This is a genomic window from Microbacterium gorillae, from assembly GCF_000826185.2.
Taxonomy (GTDB): Bacteria; Actinomycetota; Actinomycetes; order Actinomycetales; family Microbacteriaceae; genus Microbacterium; species Microbacterium gorillae.
On the sequence record NZ_LN648871.1, the window covers coordinates 163898 to 181670 of the forward strand.

The window sequence follows — 17773 nt, forward strand, 5'->3', positions numbered from 1 at the left end:
TTTCGAGCGCTTCGTGGTGTTTCGCCTCGGTGCGTCAGCTCTGGGCGGCGGTGGACTCGACATGATCGTGACGGCGGCGTACCGCCCTCACGATCGGCGCGGTGATGACGGCGCCGATCGCAGCGCTCACCAAACCGATGAGAGCGACGACCACGACGAGCCCGTCCAGCGCGTCGGCGCCCAACCAGATGTTGAAGATCGTCACATCGAGGAAGGCTGCGATGGCTGCCACGAGGTAGGGCAGGGTTGCGGCGAGCACGGCACGGGGGATGCTGAACACGCGCCACCCGCCGATCGCCACCGGCAGCTCCGCGACCACGCAGGCGAGCACCACGATCACAACCGTGAGGGCCGCCGGTGCGGCGAAGAGGAACGGGACGCACACCCCGAGCGTCGTGAGCGCCGCCGCTCCGCGCAGCCGCACTCCCACGACCGCCGCGGCGACGGCTGCGCCGGGGACCGCCGCGAGGCCGACGCCGAGGAAGTCCCAGCCCAGCGTCATCAGGAAGCCGCCGAGGAGGGCGACGGCGACGAGTCCGGCGAGGACGGCCACCCGTCCCGCGGAGGGCTGTGCGCGGGCGGTGAGGTTCGGTCGAGATGCCATCCGAAAACAGTAGAGGCGGCCGGAGGCGTCGGCAAACCGCAACTGTCGGCTGATCGTGTCCTGCGGGCCGGGACATTGCGCAGAGGGGTTCGCTGCGATAGGTTCTGAACGTGTTCAAAAAAGTGGGAGGCGAGTTGCGGCTGGTTGCGCTCGCGGCGACGCTGGCCGTCCTACCGGTGCTGGCGGTCGGGGCCTGCGCGCTCCTCACACTCGGCTGCTGGGTCCTCTTCGCGCTGATCCCCAGCTCCTGGTCGAACGTGGAGGGGCTGTTCGGCGCCAGCATGCTGCTCGCCGCATGCCTCCTGGGCGCGGTGCTCATCCTGGTCGCGCTCCTGCGCCGCTCGGGCTCACCGGCCGCCGTGACCGGACGCCCGTGGTTCGCGGCCACGACGGCGATGTATTCGCTCACGGCGACGACCGCCTGCGTGCTGACCGCGTTCTGGCCGCAGCATGGCGCCGTGCCGATGACCGCGCTCGCGGTGGCGCTCGGCATCGTCGTCCTGGTGCTCGCGGTCGACTGGTCGGCGACGGACCGCACGCCCCGCGCCCGCGTCACCGCCGTCGTCGTGGCGCTCGCGCTTGCCACCGGGATCATCGCCCCGCTGCTCCCGGTCGACCGTGGCGTGTGCGCGGTCTCCGGACACGGATGGGATCACAGCGGAACCGCCGCCGAGTACAAGCTGTGGACCGACTGCGGAACGTTCGCCGTGAGCGCTGAGCAGGCCGACCTGATGGCGGATACGGTCGGTGACGTCCACATCATCACCCGCGGCTTCACCATCGGCTTCCTGCCCATCCCCGTGGTCGTGAGCCTGAGCCCCGCGCGGCCGCTCTGGGGTATCGGCGGCTGAGGCTGCGGCAAGCCGCCGGTAGGCTGGTCCGGTGAGCACTGACAAGCACGAAGGCACGAACGAGGGCGCGCTGTGGGGAGCCCGTTTCGCGGACGGACCGTCCCCGGAGCTCGCGGCGCTCAGCCGATCCACGCACTTCGACTGGGTGCTCGCGCCCTACGACATCCGCGGTTCGAAGGCGCACGCCGCCGCGCTGAACGCCGCCGGGTACCTGACGGACGACGAGCTCCGTGACATGCACGCCGCACTGGACCGCCTCGCCACCGACGTCGCGGACGGCACGTTCGTCGCGGCGGAGTCGGATGAGGACGTCCACGGTGCCCTCGAACGGGGCCTCCTGGAGCGCGCCGGCACGGAGCTCGGGGGACGCATCCGCGCCGGCCGCAGCCGCAACGACCAGATCGCGACGCTCGTGCGCATGTACCTGCTCGACCATGCCGCAGTCATCGCGCGCGAGGTCACCCGCCTGATCGACGCGCTCGTCGCGCAGGCCGAGGCGGCGGACGGCGCCATCATGCCCGGTCGCACCCACCTGCAGCACGCTCAGCCGGTGCTGCTCGCGCACCATCTGCAGGCGCAGGCGTGGCCCCTCGTCCGGGACCTGGAGCGCCTGCGTGACTGGCGCACGCGCGCCGTCGTCTCGCCGTACGGCGGGGGAGCGCTCGCTGGCTCGACTCTGGGTCTCGACCCCGCACTCGTCGCCCGGGAGCTCGGTCTCGAGCGCCCGGCGGAGAACTCGATGGACGGCACCGCGGCCCGCGACGTCGTCGCCGAGTTCGCCTTCATCCTCGCGATGATCGGCATCGATCTGTCCCGGTTCGCAGAGGAGATCATCCTCTGGAACACGCGGGAGTTCGGCTTCGTCACGCTGCACGACGCGTACTCGACCGGGTCGAGCATCATGCCGCAGAAGAAGAACCCGGACATCGCCGAACTCGCGCGCGGCAAGGCCGGTCGCGTGATCGGAAACCTCACCGGGCTGCTGGCGACCCTGAAGGCCCTGCCGCTGGCGTACAACCGCGACCTGCAGGAGGACAAGGAGCCGGTGTTCGACTCCGTCGCGACGCTCGAGCTCGTCCTGCCGGCCTTCGCCGGCATGGTCGCCACGATGCGCTTCGACACCGATCGGATGGCCGAGCTCGCGCCGCAGGGCTTCTCCCTGGCGACCGACGTCGCCGAGTGGCTCGTGAAGCAGCGCGTGCCGTTCCGCGTCGCGCACGAGGTCTCCGGCGCGCTGGTCCGCGCGTGCGAGGAGCAGGGCATCGGCCTCGAGGACGCGGACGACGCGCTCCTGGCCTCCGTCTCCGAGCACCTCACGCCGGACGTCCGCACCGTGCTGTCCATCGGTGGGTCGGTCGCCAGCCGAGACGGCGTCGGCGGCACCGCGCCGGTCCGGGTGGCCGAGCAGCGCGCCGAACTGATCGCGCGCACGCAGGACCTGGCGAACGCCTGGGCCTGAGCGCACCATGACCGATCCGGACGGGTTCGCGGCGACGGTCGCGGGCGATGTCCGGACGCTCGCCGAACTGCGTGACGCCTGGCTGAAGTGGGCGCGCCAGAACGCGCCGCACACGCCGGAGCCGGACGAGGCGTGGTTCCGGCACCTGCTGTCCCGCCGTCGGGCGGCGGCCGACGCCGCGGAGAGTCCGGAGCCGCTGAGCTTCTGGCACTTCGACGGCGTCCTGCGCGCCTCCCAACGCACGATGCTCGACGCCGTCACCGTGCACCCGCCGGACCCGCTGCACCTGGTCGCCCCGCCCGGCGCCGGCAAGACGCTGATCGGCCTCCTGCTCGCGGTCCGGCGGGGCACGCGCGCGGTCGTCTTCGCGCCGACCACCACGATCCAGCACCAGTGGGTGACGCAGGCGCGCGCCCTCGCGCCCGATCCGGACACGGTTTCCGATGACCCGTCCGCTCCGGGGGACCTCACGGTGCTGACGTACCAGCGCGTCAGCGTGCCGGACCGTCCCGAGGCGTTCGCCCCACTCGCGCGCCGGGTCTGGATCGACGAACTCGTCCAGGGCGGACGGGACCACGCGGACGCAGAAGCCTGGGTGGACGCGCTGGAGACGACCAACACGAAGGCGCACCGCGCCGGCATCGCTCGGCGGGCGGCCGCGGTCCGCAAGCGCCTCGCGGCGCAGAGCCCGGAGAGCCTGGCCGAGACGCTGCACCCGAACGCCCGGGCGCTGGTGGACAGCCTGGTCGCGCACGGCGTGCGCACGGTGGTCCTGGACGAGTGCCATCACCTGCTCGATCACTGGGCGCTGGTGATCGCGTACCTGGAGTCCCGAATCCGCGCCGCGGACGCGGACCCGCTGCTGATCGGGCTCACCGCGACCGTGCCGAGCCCGCAGGACGCCGCCGGGTATGAGAACTACACCGCACTGCTCGGTGACGTGGACTACGAGCAGCCCACGCCGGCGGTCGTGCGCGAGGGGAACCTCGCGCCGTATCGCGACGCCGTCTGGTTCACCGAGCCCACCGCCGCCGAGCGGATCTTCCTGGACCGCAACGACGAGCTGCTGGCCGCGCTGGTCGCGAACACTCTGGGGTCCCAGGAGGGACGGTCGTTCCTTCACCACCTGCTGCGCGGCTCCGCCACTGACCTCACCACCGAACAGCTCCCGGCCCGCATCGGTGAGGCTTTCGCCGCCGACTATGCCCTCGCCGAGTCCGCGGCCGGCATGCTCCGCATCGTCGCCCCGGACGATCCGCTGCTGACGCACCTGCCCGCCGCGGACCTGCTTCTCGGTGACGGTGAGCTGCGCCTGCTCGCCCGATTCCTCCTGGAGCACGTGCTCCCGGACCCGTCCCGCGCGACGGACTGGAACCGGGCACGCCGGACTCTCGCGGATTTCGGCTACGCGCTGACGGACCGGGGCATCCGCCGAGCCCGCGGGCCGATGGACGCGATCCTCGCGAGCTCGGCCGCGAAGGACACCGCGGTGACCGACATCCTGGCGCACGAGCTCGCCGCACCGGACGGTGACCGCGTGCGTGCCGTCGTGGTGTGCGACTTCGCCGAGCAGGGCCACCGCGCGGGCCGCGGGACGATGCGGGCCGGGGCCCTGCGCTGCTTCGACGCCATCGTCGCGGACCCGCGCCTGGCCGGGATGATGCCGGTGATGGTCACCGCGAACCACCTGCGCGTGCCGTCCGGTCTGCTGACCGAGCTCCTGCCGCGCCTGCGGGACCTCCTCGGCGTCGCACCGGAACCGGGGGAGTCACCGGGGGATGTCACGGAGCTGACCGTGCCCGGGGTGTCGCGCTCCGCGGTGCTCGCCGCGGTGTCGCGCCTCATCGGCGAGGGCTTCGTGCGCGTCCTGGTCGGAACGCGCGGACTGCTCGGCGAGGGATGGGACTGTCCGGCGGCGAACACCCTGATCGATCTGACCACCGCGAGCACGTCGTCCGCCTCGCAGCAGTTGCGCGGGCGGACCCTGCGACTGGATCCGGACTGGCCGGAGAAGGTCGCGCACAACTGGACCGTGACGACGGTGCTGCCGGGCGCGCGCACGGACGCCGCGCTCAGCGACCTGACCCGAACGCGCAAGAAGCTCGCCGCGCAGTGGGGCGTGCGCCTCGAGGGCGAACCGCTCGTGGTCCGCGGTGCCGAGCATGCGCTGACGGACGCACAGCGCGCGATCATCCGCGACATCCGCGCTGGCACCGCCGATCGCGACGCAGCCACGGCGCTCACGGCCGAGACGCTGCGCACGCTCGAGCCACGCGCGCAGACGCGGCAGCGCTGGCGGCTGGGCGAGCCGTTCGCCGGCGACGTGGGGCGCAGCGTCGTGACCGGCGCGCGGTCGCCGCGCGCCGTGCTGATCCGGCCCACCCTGGAGCGCGCCCTCGGTGAGACCGCATCGACCGGGACGGCGATCGCGGGGGCGTTCGGCGTCGCGTCCGGAATGAGCTGGTTCGCGCTCCAGGATCCGACGATCGCCGGGGTCCTGCTCGCCGTCGCCGCCGTGTCCGCCATCGCGGTCGTGCGCCCGTGGCGCTCCCTGCTGCGGTACGGGCGCGACCGTCGGGGCACGGAGCGCGGAACCCGGCAGCTGGCCGAGGTCGTGCGAGCGGGGCTCGTGGGCTCCGGGCGGATCCCCGCCGGCACGGAGATCGCCGTCAGCGAAGTCGACGGCTCGCTCGCCGTCCGGGTGACCGGCGGCACGGACGCGCAGCAGCGCCTGTTCAGCGCCGCCATCGTGGAACTGCGCCAGCCGGTCCGCACGCCCCGCTACCTGCTGGAGGTGGACCGGGGGGAGTCGGATGACCCGCTCACCCGCCTCGCGCTGCGCCTCGCCGCCCGGCGCGAGCCGGAGGGCGTCCTGCTGCCGGTTCCGACGGAGATCGGCCGCCGCCGCGCGGGCGCGGAAGCCTTCGTCACCGCCTGGCGCGAGCACATCGGTCCGGCACGGCTGCATGAGGTGCACTGGCCTGAGGACGCCGCCCTGCTCACCCGCGCGCGCCGGCGCTCCGCGCCCGACGGCCCTCGTCCGTTCCTCCGCGAAACCTGGTCCTGACCTACCCCCTTCTCGTCTTCCCGGTCCGCTCCCGCCGTCGATGACGCGATGTGACGCGCTCTGTGACGTCGTGTGTCACCTCAGTCGGCGTTCGGCGGATCACCACGTAGCGTGGCACCACCGAACCGGAAGGACCATCCCGATCATGACCACCATCACGCGCCTGGAGCTGTCACTGTCGACCGCTTGCGAGCAGGGTGCGATGTGCGTGCACGATCGGTCCGGACACGGGTTGAGCGCCATCCAGCTGCGCCTCGCGCTGGCGACGCCGAGCGCCTGGCGCGACGCGGTCGTCACCGCGGTCACCGCCGACGGTTGGATCACCCTCGTCGCGATCGCCGACGGTACGAACGTCCGGGTCTGGCACCACGCCGACGTGAGCGAGGACCTCGCCATCGGTGAGCCCGTCGCACTGCACGCGCGCTACGACGTCCTCGTCGCCGCCGGCCGCCACCTCAACGTCGCCCGCTGACACGAGAACGCCCCTCCGCGGAGGGGCGTTCGTCAATCGAGCAGCGGAAGTCAGGCGCCCATCGAGGCCATCATCTTCTCGCAGGCTTTCATGCAGGCATCGCACGCCATGGCGCACATGCGGCACGTCTCGCTCATGTCCGCATGCTTGTTGCACTCGTCCATGCATGCCCGGCACATCGCCATGCACGCCTGGATCATGGGCATCATCGTGTCGGCCGACATGCTCATCGGCCGCATCATCATGCGCATCATGGTGCCGCACATGTCGGCGCAGTTCGCGCACATCGACGCGCACATGCCCATGCCCTCCATGCCGGCCATCGCGTCCGAACACATCGTGCACGCCTGCATGGCGGCCGAGCACGCCTCCATGCACTCCTGCATCGACATCATGTCCATACCCGACATCGCGTCGTTCATCGACATGGACTTCATCATGTCCGCCGTCATGTCCATAGGTGTCTCCATTCGCATCAGGCGGATGCAGAGCAATGGAGGGCACCCGCGTCACGGCCGATCGTACGCGCGGCCGATACCCCGCGGAAGCCCCGGCGGCGTCCTTACGCCTTCTGCTGCACCCGGACAGCGGTGCCGGACGGGTCGCGCAGCGCGAAGTCGCGTACTCCGTAGTCCTGCTCCAGGACGTCCTGCACGATGTCCGCCTTCGCGTCGACCGCGCGGCGGTAGGCGGCGTCCACGTCGTCGGTGAGGAAGACGAGCTGCGGCAGGTTGCCCGCGACGAGCAGTTCGGTGAGCGCCTGCGCGACCTCCGGGGCCACTCCGGCCGTCGGCTGGGTGAGGACGATCTTGCCACCCTCCGAGGACGGGTCCCCGAGCGTGATCCACGACAGGTCGCCGTAGTTCACCTCGTTCTCCACCGTCAGGCCGAGGGCGTCCCGGAAGAACGCCGTGGACGCGGGCACGTCGGTGGACAGGACGGTCGTGTACTGCAACTGGATGCTCATACCGCCAGCCTAGGAATCGCCCGCAGCGGACGCTTCTTCGTTCCTGCTCGACTCGCCGCGGTGTCGCTGCGGTCGGGTCAGGCGCGACGCGATGAACGGCGGGAGCTCCGCCACGGCGCGATGATCGAGCCGCGCGTACGCGCTGGGGGAGCAGTCGTACACCTCGCGGAAGCGCGAGCTGAACGAGCCCAGGGACGAGAACCCCACCGCTGTGCAGGCGTCGGTCACGCCGGTTCCGGACCGGAGGAGCCACGCCGCCCGTTCCAATCGACGCGTCATGAGGTACTGGTGCGGTGCCTCGCCGTAGATCGCGCGGAACAGGCGTGCGAAGTGCGCCGGGCTGAGGTGCACCGATGCCGCCAGTTCCCCGACGGTGAGGTCGTCCGCGAAGCGCCGGTCGATCGTGTCCCGCGCCGTGCGCAGCAGCCGCAGCGTTGCGAGATCCGGGGGCGGGGTCACGGTCCGAGCGTACGCCGGACGGCGGGTGGACGACGCGCACGCCGGTAGGGTGGACCCATGGCATCCGCAGTCGATATCGCGACGCCGCCCACCAGGGATCCCTCGTTCGAGAACGTCTGGGATGAACTGGTCTGGCGCGGCCTCGTGCACGTGTCCACCGATCAGGAAGCTCTGCGTGAGCTGCTCGGCGGGGACCCGATCGTGTATTACTGCGGATTCGACCCGACCGCTCCGTCGCTGCACCTCGGCAACCTCGTGCAGCTGCTGCTGCTGCGCCGCATCCAGCTCGCCGGACACAAACCCCTCGGCCTCGTCGGCGGGTCCACGGGCCTCATCGGGGACCCCCGCCCGACGGCGGAGCGCACGCTGAACACCCGCGAGACGGTCCAGGAGTGGGTGAACCGCCTGCGTGCGCAGGAGGAGCGCTACCTCGACTTCGAGGGCGAGAACGCCGCCCGCATCGTCAACAACCTGGACTGGACCGCGCCCCTGTCCGCGATCGATTTCCTCCGCGACATCGGCAAGTACTTCCGCGTCGGCTCGATGCTGAAGAAGGACGCCGTCAGTGCGCGGCTGAACTCCGAGGCCGGAATCAGCTACACCGAGTTCAGCTACCAGATCCTGCAGGGCATGGACTTCCTCGAGCTCTACCGCCAGTACGGCTGCGTGCTGCAGACCGGCGGCTCGGACCAGTGGGGCAACCTCACCAGCGGCACCGACCTCATCCGCAAGGCCGAGGGTGTCGCCGCGCACGCGATCGGCACGCCGCTGATCACGAACAGTGACGGGACCAAGTTCGGCAAGAGCGAGGGCAACGCCATCTGGCTCGACCCGGAGATGTGCAGCCCGTACCGGATGTACCAGTTCTGGCTCAACACGGACGACGCCGACGTGATCACTCGCCTCAAGATCTTCACGTACCTGACCCGTGCGCAGATCACGGAGTACGAGCAGAAGGTCGCCGAGGAGCCCTTCCGGCGCGAGGCCCAGAAGCGCCTGGCGCTCGAAGTGGTCTCCACGGTGCACGGCACCGATGCCGCGGACAAGGTCATCGCCGCGTCCGAGGCGCTGTTCGGTCGCGGTGACCTCACCGCGCTGGACGCCGACACCCTGCGCACCGCACTCGAGGAGCTGCCGCACGCTCGCGTGGCCGGCGGGACGCTCGTCACGCAGGCGCTGGTGGACACCGGACTGAGCACGAGCCAGTCCGACGCCCGCCGCGCGATCGCGCAGGGCGGCGTGTCGGTCAACGGCGAGAAGGTCGTCTCGGACGATGCTCTCGTCTCGCTCACCCTTCCCGGTGACGCAGCCGTCCTGCGCCGCGGGAAGAAGACGCTCGCCGGACTGTTCGCGGCCTGAACGACGGTGACGGATGACGCGTCGTGCGCGTCGTCCGTCACCGGGCTGAGGTGCCGGCACACGCGAAGGAGGACGGATGCCGTTCACGCCGAGCCATGCGGTGGTGGCGCTGCCGTTCCTGCGCACGCCGCTGATCCCCGGCGCGATCGCCGTCGGTTCGATGACACCGGACCTCCCGCTGTTCCTGCCGGTGAACGCCCGACGACTGCTGCCGTACGGGGTGCTGCACGATCCTCGTTGGCTGGCGGTGACCGTCGTCGTCGCGCTCGTCCTGCTTCTGGGCTGGCGGCTGCTTCTGCGTCCGGCGCTGTCGGACCTCGCCCCGACGTGGACCGCTGACCGGCTGCCCGAGTCGTGGAGGGCGTCCTCGACGGCGACGGTGCATGAGACGTTCGTCGGTGCGCGCGGCGCCGTCCCGACATGCCTGCTCCTCCTGCTCTCCCTCGCGCTGGGTGTGCTCAGCCACATCGCCTGGGACTCGTTCACGCACGAGGGCCGCGAAGGAACGTCGCTGATTCCCGCGCTCGATGACCGGTGGGGGCCCCTGCTCGGGTACAAGTGGGTGCAGTACGGATCGAGCGTTTTCGGGTTGGTGGTGATCGGGATCTGGGCGTATCGCTGGTGGTCCCGGCGACGTCCGCACGAGGTGCAGCGCACGATCCCCGCAATCGCGCGGGTCCTGTGGTGGATCGCGCTGCCCGTGCTGCTGGTCGCTTTCGCCGTCTTCGGCTACCTCCGATGGGGGCCGTTGTCGGCGGACTTCACCGTCCAGCACCTCGCGTACGCCACCCTTCCGCAGGCGTGCGGGGTGTGGGGTGCCCTGACGGTCGTGCTGTGCGCCGTGATCGTCATCAGCCGCGCGCGGCGGGCTCGCGGCTGATCAGAGCCACGCCGGCTCGTCCGCTCCCCAGGGCCGTGGCGGCGCGAACCGGTCCGGTGCGCCGTCGTACGCGATGGCCGGGACCACCGTTCGCACCGTGGAAGCGCCGACGGTGACCTCCTGGGTCTCGATGGCGCTCGGATCAGCTGGTCCCACGGCGGGCCCGTCGCCGAGGCGCAGCAGCTCTGCCGCCATGCGGACCAGGGACGTCTCGATCAGGACGCCGCCGTCCGCGCGACGAGCGAGTGCGCGCAGGACGGCCTCGGCGAGGCGATATCCGGCGGAATGATCCAGCGCCTGCGCCGGCAGCGCACCGGGGGTCATCCCATCGTCGGATTCGATCATCGCGATGCCGTCGGATGCCTGCACGAGGCTGTCGAAGCCACGCCGCTCATCGCCCCATGCGGACAATCGTGCTACCACCATGCCGCGGCCCTCCGCAGCGATCGCAACGGGGTCGAAGCCGCGAGCCTCCAATGATCCGCGTCGATAGCCGGTCACGATCACGTCCGCCGTGCGGGCGAGTTCCCGCAACAGGGGATCGCTCACATCCAGGACCGCCGACCGCTTCCCGTGGCCGGTGTCCAGATGCTGCCAGGGGATCTCCGGCCGACCGGGCGGGTCGATGCGCAGCACGTCCGCGCCCAGCAGCGCCAGCGTCCGCGTGGCCACCGGACCGGCGATCACGCGGGTGAGGTCGAGAACCCGGACTCCCATCAGGGGTGCCCGGGCGCTCCCGGATGGCGCCGCACGGCTGCCCGTGCCGAGCGGAGCGACCCGGACCAGCGGTTCCGTCTGCAGTCGGGCCATGGTCGGCTGATCCGCCTTCGCGACGACCACCGCGAGTCCGCCGGCGTCGGTCACGGCCCGGGCCACTTCTCGCGCTGACCGGGTGCGGATCACGTCGGCGGCTTCCGCACGGTCCTCGTCGTCCCTCCCGAGGACGCGGAGAAGCGCCTCCAGATGCCAGGGATAGTTCGCATGAGTTCGGACCCAGCCGTCGGCGGAGGCGAAGAAGCCGGACAGCGGCGCGAATGCCTGCGCCGGATGGCCATCGATGCGCAGGTGCCGATCACTCGTGTACGCGGCGGCGACCCGAACCGGATCCACATTGCGGTGTTCCGCTCCGACCAAGGCCGCGGCCGCATGCGACGCGGCGGCCACCGCGTCGGATGCGAGCCTCCCGACGTCCAGCCGAGCAGGCAGCGGCACGGGAGTCATGGCCAGAGCAGCTCGCGCGGCCAGCTCTCGCCGTCGCGGCGATACCGCAGTCGGATCTGTCCGGCACCCGGGGTGGACGCGAAGAACTCGATCGTGCGCGGGACGACGGTGTGGACAGCCCACGTCCGGGTGGGACTCGCGGGATCAGCGAGCACCGCTCGCGCCTCAGCCTCGAACGCGGCGATGTAGTCCGTCCGGGAGGTCAAGGGCATGCTCTGCACACCCAGGCGGGCCGCGGCCCGAGCGTGCGGCGCGCGTGCCGCGTCGTCGGCGGCGGATACCGCGGGCGCCGCGCGATGCACCTCGCCGCGCACGCGGACCTGTCGCCCGAGCTCGCTCCAGAAGAACACGAGAGCGGCGTCCGGGTGTGCCTCCAACTGGTGCGCCTTCGCGCCGTCGGTACGCGTCGCGAACTCGTACCCGCGTGGAGTCAGATCCTTCAGGATCAGCACCCGTGCGTCCGGGCGGGCTTCATCGTCCGTCGTCGCGAGGGTTGCGGCGTGGGGGAACCGGATGCCGGCACTGATCGCATCGTCGAGCCACGAGCGGAACAGCTCATCCGGATCGGCCGGGGCCGTGTCCGGGTCGAAGAGGGGCAGGTCCGCGCCGAAGGTCGGCAGGGCCCGGAGTCGTTCGCGCAGGCTCGTCATGTCGAGAGAGTACGGGGCTGGCGGCCAACCGTCGATGGGCGAGGGTGGCGACACGCCCGGGGTGCTGACCCGATTCGCGCGGACGGGGGAGCGCGCGTAAGCTTTCATCTTGTTCGCCCCACAGGGTTGAGCGAAGGCCTCCGGGCCTGGCTCCCCTCAAGTGGTGGACATCACCCCCTGAGAAGAAACAGTTTCGGCTGGGTCTGACCTTCAGGTCTAGGGGAGGTGCTGGATCGGGTTTCCGGGTCGACTGAGACGTTACGGCGTGTCGGTTTGACGCCCTGCGAAACACGGTCCTAAGATTGAGAAGTTGCCCCGTTGGGCTGCCTGGGAGGGTGGTCTGGTGGGTGCGTCCGATCCTTGAGAACTCAACAGCGTGCACTTGTCAAATGCCAAATAACCTCGTCATCCCTTTTTTGGGGTGAGAGATTCCTTTGGATCAATTATATGGAAGTCAGTAATGACATCCTTTTTTGGTCAGTTTCAAACTCGCTTTCTTCTGGTCTTTTTCCGACTGGGAGTTATGCAACTGTTTTTCACGGAGAGTTTGATCCTGGCTCAGGATGAACGCTGGCGGCGTGCTTAACACATGCAAGTCGAACGGTGAAGCAGAGCTTGCTCTGTGGATCAGTGGCGAACGGGTGAGTAACACGTGAGCAACGTGCCCCAGACTCTGGGATAAGCGCTGGAAACGGCGTCTAATACTGGATACGAGTGGAGACGGCATCGTCATTCACTGGAAAGATTTTTCGGTCTGGGATCGGCTCGCGGCCTATCAGCTTGTTGGTGAGGTAATGGCTCACCAAGGCGTCGACGGGTAGCCGGCCTGAGAGGGTGACCGGCCACACTGGGACTGAGACACGGCCCAGACTCCTACGGGAGGCAGCAGTGGGGAATATTGCACAATGGGCGAAAGCCTGATGCAGCAACGCCGCGTGAGGGACGACGGCCTTCGGGTTGTAAACCTCTTTTAGCAGGGAAGAAGCGAAAGTGACGGTACCTGCAGAAAAAGCGCCGGCTAACTACGTGCCAGCAGCCGCGGTAATACGTAGGGCGCAAGCGTTATCCGGAATTATTGGGCGTAAAGAGCTCGTAGGCGGTTTGTCGCGTCTGCTGTGAAATCCCGAGGCTCAACCTCGGGCCTGCAGTGGGTACGGGCAGACTAGAGTGCGGTAGGGGAGATTGGAATTCCTGGTGTAGCGGTGGAATGCGCAGATATCAGGAGGAACACCGATGGCGAAGGCAGATCTCTGGGCCGTAACTGACGCTGAGGAGCGAAAGGGTGGGGAGCAAACAGGCTTAGATACCCTGGTAGTCCACCCCGTAAACGTTGGGAACTAGTTGTGGGGTCCTTTCCACGGATTCCGTGACGAAGCTAACGCATTAAGTTCCCCGCCTGGGGAGTACGGCCGCAAGGCTAAAACTCAAAGGAATTGACGGGGACCCGCACAAGCGGCGGAGCATGCGGATTAATTCGATGCAACGCGAAGAACCTTACCAAGGCTTGACATATTCGAGAACGCCCTAGAAATAGGGAACTCTTTGGACACTCGTTTACAGGTGGTGCATGGTTGTCGTCAGCTCGTGTCGTGAGATGTTGGGTTAAGTCCCGCAACGAGCGCAACCCTCGTTCTATGTTGCCAGCACGTAATGGTGGGAACTCATGGGATACCGCCGGGGTCAACTCGGAGGAAGGTGGGGATGACGTCAAATCATCATGCCCCTTATGTCTTGGGCTTCACGCATGCTACAATGGCCGGTACAAAGGGCTGCGATACCGTGAGGTGGAGCGAATCCCAAAAAGCCGGTCCCAGTTCGGATTGTAGTCTGCAACTCGACTACATGAAGTCGGAGTCGCTAGTAATCGCAGATCAGCAACGCTGCGGTGAATACGTTCCCGGGTCTTGTACACACCGCCCGTCAAGTCATGAAAGTCGGTAACACCTGAAGCCGGTGGCCTAACCCTTGTGGAGGGAGCCGTCGAAGGTGGGATCGGTAATTAGGACTAAGTCGTAACAAGGTAGCCGTACCGGAAGGTGCGGCTGGATCACCTCCTTTCTAAGGAGCATCTCAGTCCTTCGGGACTGCAGAGCCCAGTTCGAAGGCACACGTTCTTCGCTGGGAGCTCATGGGTGGAACATTTGACATGGCATCAGAACCAAGGGTTTCTGCTAGTACGCACTTCGGTGTTGGAACGTGGGGCCGGCGGGGCTGGTGCTTGCACGCTGTTGGGTCCTGAGGGACCGGACACCATGGCCTTCGGGTTGTGGGTTTGTACCTCTGGGCCTTCTTCGAGCCGGCGTGAGTCGGGGAGTGGAAGGTACCGCCCGTACTTTGAGAACTACACAGTGGACGCGAGCATCTTAAAGATGATCTGACCCTTCGGGGTCGATTGTTTTTGAAATATTTTTGGCCCTCACTTTTGTGGGGGTTGAGATTTCTTTAACTCATGTATTCAAGTCTTTAAGAGCAAACGGTGGATGCCTTGGCATCTGGAGCCGAAGAAGGACGTAGCAATCTGCGATAAGCCTCGGGGAACTGATAAGCAAGTTTTGATCCGAGGATGTCCGAATGGGGAAACCCCGCTGGGCGGCTTGCCGACCTAGTGACTCCCGCCTGAATATATAGGGCGGGTAGAGGGAACGTGGGGAAGTGAAACATCTCAGTACCCACAGGAAGAGAAAACAACCGTGATTCCGTGAGTAGTGGCGAGCGAAATCGGATCAGGCTAAACCTTGCGTGTGTGATAGCCGGCAGGCGTTGCATGCAGGGGGTTGCGGGACTTACCGGATTCTTCTGCCGAAGTTTCAACGTGACAGCAGCGTATAGACGAATGGTCTTGAAAGGCCAGTCATAGAGGGTGCCAACCCCGTAGTCGAAATGCGTGTGCTGGCGTGGTGAGTATCCCAAGTAGCACGGGGCCCGAGAAATCCCGTGTGAATCTGTCAGGACCACCTGATAAGCCTAAATACTCCCAGATGACCGATAGCGGACAAGTACCGTGAGGGAAAGGTGAAAAGTACCCCGGGAGGGGAGTGAAATAGTACCTGAAACCGTTTGCTTACAAACCGTTGGAGCACCCCTGGTAGGTGTGACAGCGTGCCTTTTGAAGAATGAGCCTGCGAGTTAGCGATACGTGGCGAGGTTAACCCGTGTGGGGTAGCCGTAGCGAAAGCGAGTCTGAATAGGGCGATTCAGTCGCGTGTCCTAGACCCGAAGCGAAGTGATCTATCCATGGCCAGGTTGAAGCGACGGTAAGACGTCGTGGAGGACCGAACCCACTTAGGTTGAAAACTGAGGGGATGAGCTGTGGATAGGGGTGAAAGGCCAATCAAACTTCGTGATAGCTGGTTCTCTCCGAAATGCATTTAGGTGCAGCGTTGCGTGTTTCTTGCCGGAGGTAGAGCTACTGGATGGCCGATGGGCCTCACCAGGTTACTGACGTCAGCCAAACTCCGAATGCCGGTAAGTGAGAGCGCAGCAGTGAGACTGTGGGGGATAAGCTTCATAGTCGAGAGGGAAACAACCCAGACCACCATCTAAGGTCCCTAAGCGCGTGCTAAGTGGAAAAGGATGTGGAGTTGCTCAGACAACCAGGAGGTTGGCTTAGAAGCAGCCACCCTTGAAAGAGTGCGTAATAGCTCACTGGTCAAGTGATTCCGCGCCGACAATGTAACGGGGCTCAAGCACGCCACCGAAGTTGTGGCATTGACATTATTGGTAGGCCTTCGTGGTCCAGCCGTGTTGATGGGTAGGAGAGCGTCGTGTGGCGAGTGAAGCGGCGGAGTGATCCAGCCGTGGACGCTACACGAGTGAGAATGCAGGCATGAGTAGCGAATGACGTGTGAGAAACACGTCCTCCGAAAGACCAAGGGTTCCAGGGTCAAGCTAATCTTCCCTGGGTAAGTCGGGACCTAAGGCGAGGCCGACAGGCGTAGTCGATGGACAACGGGTTGATATTCCCGTACCGGCGAAGAACCGCCCCAGTCAATCCAGTAGTGCTAAGTATCTGAATCCCAGTCACTGATCCCTTCGGGGTGACGGTCTGGGCCTAGCGTACGACCCCATTCTGGTGCGGCTAGCGTATTAACAGGTGTGACGCAGGAAGGTAGCCCAGCAGCGCGATGGTTGTCGCTGTGCAAGTGCGTAGGCCGAGAGATAGGCAAATCCGTCTCTCATCAAGGCTGAGACACGATGCGTATCAAGTGGGTGATCCTATGCTGCCAAGAAAAGCATCGACGCGAGGTTCCAGCCGCCCGTACCCCAAACCGACTCAGGTGGTCAGGTAGAGAATACCAAGGAGATCGAGAGAATCGTGGTTAAGGAACTCGGCAAAATGCCCCCGTAACTTCGGGAGAAGGGGGGCCACCCACTTATTAGGATTTACTCCGAAAGGGTGTGGTGGCCGCAGAGACCAGTGGGTAGCGACTGTTTATTAAAAACACAGGTCCGTGCCAAGTCGCAAGACGATGTATACGGACTGACGCCTGCCCGGTGCTGGAAGGTTAAGAGGACCGGTTAGCCGTAAGGCGAAGCTGAGAATTTAAGCCCCAGTAAACGGCGGTGGTAACTATAACCATCCTAAGGTAGCGAAATTCCTTGTCGGGTAAGTTCCGACCTGCACGAATGGCGTAACGACTTCCCAACTGTCTCAACCGCGAACTCGGCGAAATTGCAATACGAGTAAAGATGCTCGTTACGCGCAGCAGGACGGAAAGACCCCGTGACCTTTACTACAGCTTGGTATTGGTGTTTGGTGTGGCTTGTGTAGGATAGGTGGGAGACTGTGAAGCATTCACGCCAGTGAGTGTGGAGTCATTGTTGAAATACCACTCTGGTCACTCTGAATATCTAACTTCGAACCGTGATCCGGTTCAGGGACAGTGCCTGGTGGGTAGTTTAACTGGGGCGGTTGCCTCCCAAAAAGTAACGGAGGCGCCCAAAGGTTCCCTCAACCTGGTTGGCAATCAGGTGGCGAGTGTAAGTGCACAAGGGAGCTTGACTGTGAGACTGACAAGTCGAGCAGGGACGAAAGTCGGGACTAGTGATCCGGCAGTGGCTTGTGGAAGCGCTGTCGCTCAACGGATAAAAGGTACCTCGGGGATAACAGGCTGATCTTGCCCAAGAGTCCATATCGACGGCATGGTTTGGCACCTCGATGTCGGCTCGTCGCATCCTGGGGCTGGAGTAGGTCCCAAGGGTTGGGCTGTTCGCCCATTAAAGCGGTACGCGAGCTGGGTTTAGAACGTCGTGAGACAGTTCGGTCCCTATCCGCTGCGCGCGTAGGAAATTTGAGAGGATCTGACCCTAGTACGAGAGGACCGGGTTGGACGAACCTCTGGTGTGCCAGTTGTACTGCCAAGTGCACCGCTGGTTAGCTACGTTCGGGATGGATAACCGCTGAAAGCATCTAAGCGGGAAGCCGGCCTCAAGATGAGATTTCCATACCCTTCGGGGTGAGAGGCTCCCAGCCAGACTACTGGGTTGATAGGCCGGATGTGGAAGCGTGGCAACACGTGAAGCTGACCGGTACTAATAAGCCGATGACTTGATAACACTTTCATCCTGCGGATGATTCGCGTCCACTGAGTGGTTCTCGATGTACGGTCGAGAACACCACAAACGAACTGATCGTTTGTGGCTGAACGAACACATCAATAGTGTTTCGGCGGCCATAGCGAGAGGGAAACGCCTGGCCACATTCCGAACCCAGAAGCTAAGCCTCTCAGCGCCGATGGTACTGCAGGGGGGACCCTGTGGGAGAGTAGGACACCGCCGGACTTC

At 66.0% G+C, this 17773-nt stretch carries 12 protein-coding genes and 3 rRNA genes; 9 read left to right on the forward strand and 6 right to left on the reverse strand.

Annotated features, from left to right (window positions below; translation table 11 throughout):
• Positions 1-34 precede the first annotated feature (34 nt).
• Positions 35-604 carry a hypothetical protein gene (locus tag BN1193_RS01840; protein WP_141396600.1) on the reverse strand — a complete coding sequence of 190 codons (570 nt, stop codon included), beginning with the start codon at positions 602-604 and terminating at the stop codon, positions 35-37.
• Between the two features lie 110 nt (positions 605-714).
• Here BN1193_RS01840 and BN1193_RS01845 point away from each other — a divergent pair, with 110 nt between their 5' ends.
• From BN1193_RS01845 to BN1193_RS01860, 4 genes are all read left to right on the forward strand, one after another.
• Entirely contained in the window at positions 715-1455 is a 741-nt protein-coding gene (locus tag BN1193_RS01845; protein ID WP_141396601.1) for a hypothetical protein, read from the forward strand.
• 31 nt (positions 1456-1486) lie between these two features.
• Positions 1487-2914: an argininosuccinate lyase gene (gene argH, locus BN1193_RS01850; RefSeq protein WP_040163583.1), complete on the forward strand. Its 1428-nt coding sequence runs from the start codon at positions 1487-1489 to the stop codon at positions 2912-2914.
• 7 nt (positions 2915-2921) lie between these two features.
• Positions 2922-5981: a DEAD/DEAH box helicase family protein gene (locus BN1193_RS01855; protein ID WP_052460330.1), complete on the forward strand. Its 3060-nt coding sequence runs from the start codon at positions 2922-2924 to the stop codon at positions 5979-5981.
• Between the two features lie 145 nt (positions 5982-6126).
• A complete protein-coding gene (locus tag BN1193_RS01860) occupies positions 6127-6453 on the forward strand; it encodes a hypothetical protein (protein WP_052460331.1) in 327 nt (108 codons plus the stop codon).
• A 50-nt stretch (positions 6454-6503) separates the two neighbouring features.
• Here the strand turns inward: BN1193_RS01860 and BN1193_RS01865 are convergent, their stop codons facing one another.
• The 3 genes from BN1193_RS01865 to BN1193_RS01875 form a co-directional block, all read right to left on the reverse strand.
• Complete coding sequence (locus BN1193_RS01865) at positions 6504-6911, reverse strand: hypothetical protein (RefSeq protein WP_040163589.1); 408 nt, start codon at positions 6909-6911, stop codon at positions 6504-6506.
• A 104-nt stretch (positions 6912-7015) separates the two neighbouring features.
• Positions 7016-7420 carry a VOC family protein gene (locus tag BN1193_RS01870; RefSeq protein WP_040163591.1) on the reverse strand — a complete coding sequence of 135 codons (405 nt, stop codon included), beginning with the start codon at positions 7418-7420 and terminating at the stop codon, positions 7016-7018.
• 9 nt (positions 7421-7429) lie between these two features.
• Positions 7430-7879 (reverse strand): helix-turn-helix transcriptional regulator, encoded by a 450-nt coding sequence (locus BN1193_RS01875; protein ID WP_040163593.1) that lies wholly within the window; start codon positions 7877-7879, stop codon positions 7430-7432.
• A 57-nt stretch (positions 7880-7936) separates the two neighbouring features.
• On the opposite strand from BN1193_RS01875, the gene tyrS reads away from it, so the two are divergent.
• Positions 7937-9238, forward strand: coding sequence for a tyrosine--tRNA ligase (gene tyrS / locus BN1193_RS01880; protein WP_040163595.1), 1302 nt, complete (start codon positions 7937-7939; stop codon positions 9236-9238).
• 76 nt (positions 9239-9314) lie between these two features.
• Complete coding sequence (locus tag BN1193_RS01885; protein WP_040163596.1) at positions 9315-10118, forward strand: DUF4184 family protein; 804 nt, start codon at positions 9315-9317, stop codon at positions 10116-10118.
• On the opposite strand, the gene BN1193_RS01890 is transcribed toward BN1193_RS01885, so the two are convergent.
• On the reverse strand, positions 10119-11339 hold the full coding sequence (locus BN1193_RS01890; protein WP_040163597.1) for a CoA transferase: 1221 nt from the start codon (positions 11337-11339) through the stop codon (positions 10119-10121).
• Positions 11336-11989: a pyridoxine/pyridoxamine 5'-phosphate oxidase gene (locus tag BN1193_RS01895; RefSeq protein ID WP_040163599.1), complete on the reverse strand. Its 654-nt coding sequence runs from the start codon at positions 11987-11989 to the stop codon at positions 11336-11338. The genes BN1193_RS01890 and BN1193_RS01895 overlap by 4 nt, the downstream gene beginning before the upstream one ends.
• A 535-nt stretch (positions 11990-12524) precedes the next feature.
• Between BN1193_RS01895 and BN1193_RS01900 the strand changes: the two genes are divergently transcribed.
• The 3 genes from BN1193_RS01900 (at position 12525) to rrf (ending at position 17770) form a co-directional block, all read left to right on the forward strand.
• Positions 12525-14047 (forward strand): 16S ribosomal RNA (locus BN1193_RS01900).
• A 395-nt stretch (positions 14048-14442) separates the two neighbouring features.
• A 23S ribosomal RNA gene (locus tag BN1193_RS01905) occupies positions 14443-17545 on the forward strand.
• A gap of 108 nt (positions 17546-17653) precedes the next feature.
• Positions 17654-17770, forward strand: a 5S ribosomal RNA gene (gene rrf, locus BN1193_RS01910).
• Together the 16S, 23S and 5S rRNA genes form the textbook arrangement of a ribosomal RNA operon.
• Positions 17771-17773: the final 3 nt, after the last annotated feature.

Excerpts from the sequence above, each read along its gene's own strand:
- BN1193_RS01870 (WP_040163591.1), bottom strand. The coding sequence starts at position 7,420 with ATGAGCATCCAGTTGCAGTACACGACCGTCCTGTCCACCGACGTGCCC.
- BN1193_RS01890 (WP_040163597.1), bottom strand. The coding sequence starts at position 11,339 with ATGACTCCCGTGCCGCTGCCTGCTCGGCTGGACGTCGGGAGGCTCGCA.
- BN1193_RS01840 (WP_141396600.1), bottom strand. The coding sequence starts at position 604 with ATGGCATCTCGACCGAACCTCACCGCCCGCGCACAGCCCTCCGCGGGA.
- BN1193_RS01895 (WP_040163599.1), bottom strand. The coding sequence starts at position 11,989 with ATGACGAGCCTGCGCGAACGACTCCGGGCCCTGCCGACCTTCGGCGCG.
- BN1193_RS01865 (WP_040163589.1), bottom strand. The coding sequence starts at position 6,911 with ATGGACATGACGGCGGACATGATGAAGTCCATGTCGATGAACGACGCG.
- BN1193_RS01860 (WP_052460331.1), top strand. The coding sequence starts at position 6,127 with ATGACCACCATCACGCGCCTGGAGCTGTCACTGTCGACCGCTTGCGAG.
- BN1193_RS01885 (WP_040163596.1), top strand. The coding sequence starts at position 9,315 with ATGCCGTTCACGCCGAGCCATGCGGTGGTGGCGCTGCCGTTCCTGCGC.
- BN1193_RS01855 (WP_052460330.1), top strand. The coding sequence starts at position 2,922 with ATGACCGATCCGGACGGGTTCGCGGCGACGGTCGCGGGCGATGTCCGG.
- tyrS (WP_040163595.1), top strand. The coding sequence starts at position 7,937 with ATGGCATCCGCAGTCGATATCGCGACGCCGCCCACCAGGGATCCCTCG.